8 protein-coding genes and 1 pseudogene are annotated in these 9,049 nt (G+C 57.3%); 6 read left to right on the top strand and 3 right to left on the bottom strand.

What is annotated here, in order from left to right; translation table 11 throughout:
• The 4 genes from E8A46_RS21515 to E8A46_RS21500 all read left to right on the top strand — a co-directional run.
• On the top strand, positions 1 to 190 hold a 190-nt coding region (locus tag E8A46_RS21515), incomplete at its 5' end, for a hypothetical protein (RefSeq protein WP_291565608.1).
• 201 nt (positions 191 to 391) lie between these two features.
• Positions 392 to 829 carry an SgcJ/EcaC family oxidoreductase gene (locus E8A46_RS21510; protein ID WP_291565606.1) on the top strand — a complete coding sequence of 146 codons (438 nt, stop codon included), beginning with the start codon at positions 392 to 394 and terminating at the stop codon, positions 827 to 829.
• A gap of 70 nt (positions 830 to 899) precedes the next feature.
• Positions 900 to 1,349: a c-type cytochrome gene (locus E8A46_RS21505; RefSeq protein ID WP_291565604.1), complete on the top strand. Its 450-nt coding sequence runs from the start codon at positions 900 to 902 to the stop codon at positions 1,347 to 1,349.
• 46 nt (positions 1,350 to 1,395) lie between these two features.
• Positions 1,396 to 1,839, top strand: a complete 444-nt coding sequence (locus E8A46_RS21500) for a hypothetical protein (RefSeq protein WP_291565602.1) — start codon at positions 1,396 to 1,398, stop codon at positions 1,837 to 1,839.
• A 290-nt stretch (positions 1,840 to 2,129) separates the two neighbouring features.
• Here the strand turns inward: E8A46_RS21500 and E8A46_RS21495 are convergent, their stop codons facing one another.
• Positions 2,130 to 3,566, bottom strand: a complete 1,437-nt coding sequence (locus tag E8A46_RS21495; protein ID WP_291565600.1) for an IS1182 family transposase — start codon at positions 3,564 to 3,566, stop codon at positions 2,130 to 2,132.
• A gap of 281 nt (positions 3,567 to 3,847) precedes the next feature.
• Here E8A46_RS21495 and E8A46_RS21490 point away from each other — a divergent pair, with 281 nt between their 5' ends.
• On the top strand, positions 3,848 to 4,369 hold the full coding sequence (locus tag E8A46_RS21490) for a DUF1993 domain-containing protein (RefSeq protein WP_291565598.1): 522 nt from the start codon (positions 3,848 to 3,850) through the stop codon (positions 4,367 to 4,369).
• Positions 4,370 to 4,564: 195 nt separating this feature from the next.
• Here the strand turns inward: E8A46_RS21490 and E8A46_RS21485 are convergent, their stop codons facing one another.
• Positions 4,565 to 6,361: an NAD(P)/FAD-dependent oxidoreductase gene (locus tag E8A46_RS21485; protein ID WP_291565596.1), complete on the bottom strand. Its 1,797-nt coding sequence runs from the start codon at positions 6,359 to 6,361 to the stop codon at positions 4,565 to 4,567.
• Between the two features lie 488 nt (positions 6,362 to 6,849).
• Here E8A46_RS21485 and E8A46_RS21480 point away from each other — a divergent pair, with 488 nt between their 5' ends.
• A complete protein-coding gene (locus E8A46_RS21480) occupies positions 6,850 to 8,310 on the top strand; it encodes a TIGR00366 family protein (RefSeq protein ID WP_291565594.1) in 1,461 nt (486 codons plus the stop codon).
• A gap of 511 nt (positions 8,311 to 8,821) precedes the next feature.
• On the opposite strand, the pseudogene E8A46_RS21475 reads toward E8A46_RS21480, so the two are convergent.
• Positions 8,822 to 9,049: pseudogene (locus E8A46_RS21475) on the bottom strand (IS110 family transposase); the annotation flags it as partial.

The following is a 9,049-nucleotide window of genomic DNA, read 5'->3' as shown; positions in this document are numbered from 1 at the left end:
AAGTGCTCTGACTGCGGTCATCGCCAACGACAAAGCGTGTCATCGAATCCTCCGGCCAAATCGCAGGAGAATCATATCATTTGATGGTGTTTTCACACAGCCTGGATCCAAAGCCGACATCGGCGCGCCCCACGACAATGCTTTCGATGTCGGTTCGGCCCTATCAAAATATTCGGCTGATGGGTGTTGACGAAGAGGGGACCCTTCGACAGCTGAAAGCGCATCGCAAGGAACTGGTCGATTTCCATTTCGATAGCGAATGACACCCAAAGGCGACAAATGGCGGGAGGGATGAGGCGGCTGAAACAATTCTATCAGGACCACTGACCATTTGATCTGGAACATTCCGGGTTCGTCTTATCCGTGCTGCAAGGAGAAAGAGGAGACAAATATGAACCTAGCCAGAGTTCTATCTGTTTCTCTTCTGCTAGTGGCATCGGGGGCCATCGCAGGCCCGGCAGAGGATGCAAATCGCCTCGTTGATAGGTGGTCGGCGACCTATAGCTCCAATGACCGAGACGCATTGGTAAAACTCTACACGTCCGACGCGATTCTGCTCGGCACCGTAAGCCCCGTCATCTCGGAAGGAACGGAGGCCATCACCAAATATTTTGGTCCGCTCACCGGCAATACGAATGCTATCGGCGAACGACGGACGATTGTGCTGGGCGACAATGCCGTTCTTGTTACCGGTTTTTATGAGTTTACACGAATGAAAGATGGTCAGCCGGTTCCCGGGCCTTCGCGCTTTACTATGCTCCTTACGAAGCGGGATGGGGAATGGCGCATTGCACATCACCACTCCTCGCCGCACGTTCAACCTAAGTAGGACCAATGCACTTCTGAGGCAGAGCGTCGATTAGCCGACGCGGGCGTGCCCCATCTGACAGGAGGAAAAAATGTATTCCAAATTGGTCGGAGTGCTCGCAATCGGTGTAATCGCGGTCGGCGTTGTCACTTCGGCAAACGCGCAAAAGAGTGGCCCCGCAGGGCAACGTTTCGATACGGGAAAGTATGAATACATGGCGCACTGCACGACGTGCCATGGCGACAGTGGGAAAGGAGATGGTCCACTCGTCGCGTCTCTCATGAAGCGCCCTGCCGACCTCACAAAAATTCAGAAGGGCAATATGGGCGTATTTCCCTTTGAACGGGTTTACGATGTCATTGACGGTCGGGAAGCGGTTGCGGCTCACGGACCGCGCGATATGCCAGTATGGGGAAAGGAGTATAATGAGAATGCGGTTGGATTAACCGATGGAATGGGCACCGCCAAAGAGTACGATTCATTTGTACGGGGCCGGATCATCGCACTGATCGGCTACGTTTACACGCTGCAGGCGAAGTAACCCGCCAGCATATAATAATAAGTTTCAGATCTGACGGGAGGACAAAATGTACTCCAAATTGGTCGAAGTGTTTGCAATTGGTGTAGTCGCGGTCGGCGTTGTCACGACGGCACATGCGCAACAGAATATGGCCGCGGATAAAAGCGTCGATATAGGCAAGTGGGAATTCGATTCGCATTGCGCCATATGCCACGGTTTAAGTGGCACAGCTAAAGAAGAAGGAGCATTTTCGAGTTTGCTAAGTAAAACTATTCCCAACCTTACGACGCTTTCGAAAAACAATGGCGGCGTGTTTCCTTTTGCAAGGGTATATCAAACTATTGATGGAAGGGAGCAGGTACAGGCCCACGGCACTAGGGAGATGCCAGTTTGGGGCCGAGATTACATGGCGATGAGCGCAAACATCAGTCCTTACTACGATCACGAAGCCTTCGCGCGTGGAAAAATTCTTGCTTTGACCGAGTACGTCTACCGCCTGCAAGCGAAGTAGAGTGATTGCCGCCCCGCAATACCGAACGCGCGATCAAACAAGGGAATGCAAAGAGCCTTGGGCAATGTCCCGGTTTTTTTGGTGGAGTCCGGTGTGTAGATCGCGAGCGTGCTTCGTTGAGATGTCTCTTCCTGGCACGTTTGAGACATGCCGACCCTTCCGACGAAGGTCGGCTATCAGGGGTAAAGCGGAAGCGACGGGGACATCGTTAAACCGACGCGATTGACCCAGGCTGTGTAAAAACGCGGTTTTTTGGTTGGGATGGCGGGGCCGGATCAGCGAAGCGGATTTCATGCTCGGATCGCTTCTATCAATCCGCCGACACCCAGAATGCGCACTACCCGTTTCATGTTGTAGGCCAGGACGTGTAGCGCCATTTCGGTACTGACGTTCTTGAGCGTTTTCATTTGGAAGAGCGTGGCTCCCATCCAGGACTTTATCGTACCGAAGGGATGCTCCACAGTTTGGCGGCGCTCTCGCATCTTAGTCGGGTTCCGATCGAGCCGCGCTTGCACAGCCTCAAGGACGGCTTCGTGCTCCCATCGTGAGATTCGCCGCTCTTTGCCTGTTGTGCAGTTGCTCTTCAGTGCGCAGGCCTGACAAGCAGTGGTCCAATAGCGACGTAGTGTCTTGCCCTCTTCCTCATTGGTGTAGTGATAGGTTAGCTGCTCACCGGCGGGACAAAGATAAACGTCGTCCGCGGCGACATAGACGAAGTCCTGCTTGCCGAAGCGGCCTTTGGCAAGAAGGCCCGAGGTCATCGGCTTCGGCAGATAAACTGTGATGCCGGCTTGCTCGCAGGCCACAATTTCCTCGCCGCTATAGTACCCGCGATCGGCTACAGCCTCGATGGCCTCAGAACCAATCGCTGCACGCGCCTGCTCAGACATGCGGGATAGCTGGCTCCGATCAGAACCAACATTGGTCACCTCATGGGCAACAATGAGATGATGCTTGGTGTCGACGGCACTTTGCACATTGTACCCAACCATCCCGCTGCCCCTGCCGCTGGTGGCCATCGAGCGTGCATCGGGATCGGTCAGCGAGATCTGCTTGTCCTCGGTCTGCATCATCTGAGTGTTCAGACCGTTCAGACGTTGAATTTCCTCACGCAGCGTCGCAATCTTTTCGTTGAGCCGGGTGATTTTTGCCTCCGGTACCGCTTCGCCTTGGCGATCGGCGCTGTCGAGTTGCGTGAGATACCGCGCTATGCTCTCGTCAATCTGCGCCAGCCTCCGCTGCATCTTGGCCTGGGTGAAGTTCCGGTCCCGCGTGTTGACGGCCTTGAACTTGCTGCCGTCGATCGCAACGCTCGCTTCGTTGAACAGTTCAAGGCGGCGGCACAGCACCACGAACTCGCGGCAGACCTTGCGGATCGCCTCGCCGTTGTCCCTGCGGAAGTCGGCTATGGTCTTGAAGTCCGGCATCAGGCGGCCGGTCAGCCAAACCAGCTCTATGTTGCGCTGGCACTCCCGCTCCAGACGCCGGCTCGACTGCACCCGATTGAGGTATCCGTAAACGTAAATCTTCAACAACGTCGCAGGATGATAGGCCGGCCTTCCCGTCGCCTCCGGCTCGACACCGCCAAAGCCGAGCTTGGCCAGATCAAGCTCATCGACAAGGACATCGATCGCCCGGACCGGATTGTCCTCGCCCAAATAGTCATCCAACCGCTCGGGAAACAAAGTGCTCTGACTGCGATCATCGCCAACGACAAAGCGCGTCATCGAATCCTCCGGCAAATCGTAGGAGAATCATATCATTGAAGGCCGTTTTCACACAGGCTGGACCCACAAGAGACATCCGTCGCTCCCCAATGTCCTCCGGCTGCTGGCCTTGGTCGATCATCACCAGGTGCAGCTTCCCAACTGACAACGGGAAGCGGGCTTCACCAGCCGACCAACCCCTGACGGTGCGTCAGTTTCCTTCTCCGCCGATTGCAATCCGTGCAATTTCCGGGAACTGTACCTCACGCAATAAACACACAAAGTGATGGGAAACGTACGCCATGGCCTTTTCGCTCTACGACGCAACCGTCGCCAACTACCTCCAGATTCTCGGCGCCGTCGGCGGCTTCCTTGAGAAGAGCATCACACATTTCCGCGAGAAGGGCATCGATCCGGCCGAGATTGTCGAGACGCGCCTTGCACCTGACATGCTGCCGTTCCGTTTCCAGATCGTCTCAGTCGCACATCATTCGCGCGGTGCGATGGAGGCGGCGAAGAACGGAGTGTTCGCCCCGTCGTCGGGCAAACCAGACCTCGACTATGCCGCACTTCAGGCACTGGTAACGGAGGCGCGCAATGAGCTCTCAGTCTTGACGCTGGAGGCTGTCAACGCGCTCGTCGGCCGCGATGTCACCTTCAAGCTCGGCGACCGCGCGCTCCCGTTCACGGCGGAAGGCTTCCTGATGTCGTTCTCGCTGCCGAACTTCTTTTTCCATGCGACCACGGCTTACGACATTCTCCGCCACAAGGGCGCGCCGCTTGGAAAACGCGATTTCATGGGCAAGATGAAATTGAAGGGGTGAGAGAGCAGCCTTTAGCCACGCCGTCACCCGGCAATCGCTCCAGCCGAACGCGAGTGAGGCCGGCCCGATGCGCGCCCGCAATGCTTGAACGAAGCGATTGCATTCATCGGCTCGCTGCCGGCTGGTAGCGACACGGCATCGTTCGGATCGGCATGGGGCTCGCAACCCGCGAGCCCCGCTGTGTGCTTTGCAACCTCAGGCCTTGTGATAGACGGTTTGCAGGCCATAGACCGGCGTTGGGATGCCCTCGTAGCGCGCCTTCAACTGCAGGGAAAGGAATTGCGAGTAATGGCGCGACTGGTGCAGATTGCCGCCGTGGAACCAAAGGCCTTCCTGCTGCGTCGGCTTCCACATGTTGCGCTGCTCACCTTCCCATGGGCCGGGGTCCTTTGTCGTATTCGAGCCGAGACCCCAGACCTTACCGACCTTGTCGGCCATTTCCTGACTGACGAGATCGGCGACCCAGCCGTTCATCGAGCTGTAGCCGGTGGCGTAGACAATCACGTCGGCCGGCAATTCCTGGCCGTTGTCGAGCCTGACGCCATTGGGTGTGATTTGCTCGACCTGACCCGTGACCAGCTTGATCTTGCCGTCGATGATGAGCTGCGAGGCGCCGATGTCGATGTAATAGCCGGAGCCGCGGCGCAGATATTTCATGAACAGGCCGGAATCGTCGTCGCCGAAGTCGAGCCGGAAGCCGGCCTTCTCCAGCCCCACATAGAAACCGGCGTCGTCCTTGCGGATCTTGTCGTAGACCGGCTTCTGGAACTGATTCATTATCTTGTAGGGCAGGGACGCGAAGATCAGATCTGCCTTCGCGGTGGTCATGCCGCCGCGAACGGCGCGCTCGGAATAGAGATCGCCGAGGCTTTCCATCAGCGATTCCGAGCGCACAATATGGGTCGTCGAGCGCTGCACCATGGTCACGTCGACGCCGGCCTCATAGAGCGCGGCGCAGATGTCATGCGCGGAATTGTTCGAGCCGATCACGACCACCTTCTTGCCCTTGTAGCCGTCGGGACCGGGATGGCGCGAGGAATGGTGCTGCTCGCCCTTGAAGCTGTCCATGCCCTTGAATTTCGGCATGTTCGGCTTGGCCGACATGCCGGTCGCGAACACCAGCTGTTTTGGACGCAGCGTGATCTCCTCGCCATCGCGCTCGACGACGACGATCCATTCCTTTTTGGCTTCGTCCCAATCTGCGTGTTTGGCCGCGGTGTTGGTCCAGTAGTTCAGCTCCATGACTTTGGTGTACATCTCCAGCCAATCGCCGATCTTGTCCTTGGGCGAGAACACCGGCCAGTTCTTGGGAAAGTCGATGTAGGGCAGGTGATCGTACCAGACGGGGTCGTGCAGGCAGAGCGACTTGTAGCGGTTGCGCCAGGAATCACCCGCACGTGCGTTCTTTTCGACGATGATCGTGGGCACACCGAGCTGGCGCAGCCGCGCGCCGAGCGCGATGCCGCCCTGGCCGCCGCCGATGATGAGCACGTTGGGCTGCGTCTCGAAGCCGAGCTTTTCGACTTCCTCGTCGCGCAATTCCTTCCAGGTTTTTGCGCCGGGATTGACGCCATGCCGGGCGCCGAGCGGTCGGGTGAAGCCGGCCTTTTCCTCATGGCCCTTTAGCTCGACCATCGTTGTCAGCAGCGTCCATATCTGGCCGTTCTGCAGGCGGATGAGTCCATATCCGCGCGCGACCTCGGTCTCGAACGAGATCCAGGACTCGGTCACGCCGCCAGCTTCGGTTGCTGTCTCAGCCTCGGCGATTTTCCAGTTGCGCGGCTTCACGCGCGCGAGGCAATGCGCGAGCATGTCGCGGACCTGATCGCGGCCTTCCATCGTCTTGATGTTCCAGGTGAACGCAACAAGGTCGCGCCAGTAGCATTCCGGAGCGAACATTCCAATGGCGGCGTCGAGATCGCCCGCCACAAGCGCGGCGTCGAATTTGTCGAGAAAAACTTGGACGCGCGCGTTAAGCGTGGTGTCGAGCATCATTTCCTCCCGGGGGTCGTTTTCATTTTCTTCTGCGCAAGTAGCGCAACCTTATCCCAATTATCGAACGAATCCAGACTTGCGCGGTCCGATTTCTCCGTCGGCTTCGGAGCCTCTCAGCACTCGCCCACAACGACGCTGCTTTGCCCACCGACGGTATAAGAGTTTCATTTGCTGCAGTGCATGAGTCCGGAAGTGGCACCTTTCGGACATGCCGCGATGTCCGAGTTGAGTCTGCTTTCGGGTGTAAACCGGACCTCACGATTGCTACCGCGCCCATCCTCGACTCTAACCAACAGCGACATTGGTTGTGTACCGCGGCAATGGTTTTGATGCCGGTTTCAGGCCCTATCAAAGCGCTCGGTTGAGCCGATACAATGCCGGTCCTCAGTCTTCTTTGATGTCAATTGTCGGTAGATCGTATAAGCTTAAGCTGTGGAATTCGGCGCGTCGTTCATGGTCAGTAACAAAAACTGGGGGGATTAGCGATGCCAACAACGCGAGCTGCGGCCTCAGGTCCGGTTTCCGGTGGGTCAACTACGACCGACGGTGCCTTGGTTCGAATAGCCATTGCCTTCACGGCGTGGGCCGAACGCTGGTTTCCCGACGCCTATATCTTCGTCGCTGTTGCAGTCATGGTCGTATCAGTTGGCGCAATCGCGAATGGCGCGTCGCCGCTAGCCGTCAGTGTGGCATTCGGCAACGGATTTTGGAGCCTGATCACCTTCACGATGCAGATGGCCTTCATCGTGATCGGCGGCTATGTCGTTGCCACCTCGGCGCCAGCGCAGCGACTTATCCGCAGCCTTGCCAGACTACCGAAAACCGGTACCGGGGCGGTTGGACTCGTCGCCGCGGCTGCCATGATCGCCTCGCTGCTCAATTGGGGGTTCAGCCTCATTGTCGGCGGCTTGCTAGTCCGCGCGCTGGCGGAGCGGCGTGAGTTGCACATGGACTACCGCGCGGCAGGGGCTGCGGCTTATTTGGGGCTCGGTGCGACCTGGGCGATGGGCCTCTCTTCGTCGGCGGCGCAGCTGCAAGCAAATGCCGCGAGCCTGCCCAAAAGCCTGCTGACGATCACCGGTGTGATCCCATTCACCGAAACGATCTTCATGTGGCAATCGTTCTTGATCACCGCAGTACTGCTTGTCATCTCCATTAGCATCGCGATTTGGTCGGCGCCGGGGCCGAGCGCTGCCATGACGGCGGAGGCGATGGGGATTGAGATTTCTCATGAAGAGGAAATCAATGTACTGCCGCCGCAAAAACCCGGCGATTGGCTCGAGCATTCGCCTATGTTGACCATTCTTCTCTCACTGCTCGCGGCCGGATGGCTGTTCTACGAATTCTCCCGTCAAAGTGCGATCCTCGCGATCTCGAACCTGAATACCTACAATTTTCTCTTCGTTATGGCGGGATTGTTGTTGCACTGGCGGCCGAAGCGGTTTCTGGCGGCAGTAGCCAAGTCAGTGCCAGCAACGGCGGGAGTGTTGATACAGTTTCCGCTCTACGGCGCGATCGCCGCGATCCTGACCCAGGCGAAGAACGGTGCCGGGGTGACTGTGTCCGATCACATCAGTCACGCCTTCGTGAGCATGTCCACCCAGCACCTTTATCCGCTGCTGATCGGTGTCTATTCGGCGATATTGGGATTCTTTGTACCCTCAGGTGGCGGCAAATGGTTGTTAGAAGCACCCTATGTGATGCAGGCAGCCAACGATCTTAAGGTGCATCTCGGGTGGGCAGTGCAAGTCTATAATGCTGCCGAGGCGCTGCCCAACCTGATCAATCCGTTCTGGATGTTGCCGTTGCTTGGAGTGTTGGGACTGCGCGCTCGTGATCTAGTAGGGTTCACATTCTTGCAGTTGTTGGTGCACCTGCCGGTCGTGTTGTTCCTGCTGTGGGCACTGGCCTATACGCTCGAATATCATCCGCCCATCGTTCCGTGAGAACCTCTCCGGGTTCGCGAGGGCTCAGGATTGAGTATCGCAACGAGTCACAAACCAGCACACTGGAAGTGGCTGGATGTCAGTTCATGCATAGTCGGCTGATTAGCTGGCCGATTTCTCAAATGGGTCAATAACCCACCAGTACCGTGATTGCCCGCGGTGATCGAATAGAGATGCTGTTTGCTGCGGTGCACCGGTCGCTAATGGCACGAACCGGACATGGCGCGATGTCCGACTTGAGTCTTCTGTGGATGGCTCCCGCGTTGCAAGAGATAAATTGACGCAGTGGCATTCGTCGGGTGCAGTCTTCTGTCCGGCCTGTTGATGCAGTCGGTTGAGACTGCTGGCCCTGATGGAGTCCGCGAACAAGGTCCCATTCTGTTATTCAGGCTATGACGCCTTAGACTCAAGTTAGGTTGTCCCTGTTCCCGGTCTGACCGGTCTGCCATCACATCGCATCGCGCTCGCAACCTCGTGAAGCTGATCTCCTCTTCAGCTAAATCCTGTATTGTTATGCTGCCAGGGTCGGCTGGTGGCCCGTACGATAGGTTTCGCCACGTGCCATGATCGCCCAGATGACCCGCGCGGTCTTGTTCGCCATCGCGACGGTGGCTACCCTTGTGGGCTTTCGCGCCAGCAGATCCGCCAGGCGTGGTTCGATCTTACCGGGATTGTATTTTGCACGACGTACAAGTGACGTCATGCCGACAATGACCAGCTTGCGCAGGTATTTGTCGCC

Origin of the sequence: Bradyrhizobium sp., assembly GCF_004799445.1 — a bacterium.
GTDB lineage: Bacteria > Pseudomonadota > Alphaproteobacteria > Rhizobiales > Xanthobacteraceae > Bradyrhizobium.
Note: the sequence above shows the minus strand (reverse complement) of the source record. Positions and strands in the feature narration are given on the sequence as shown.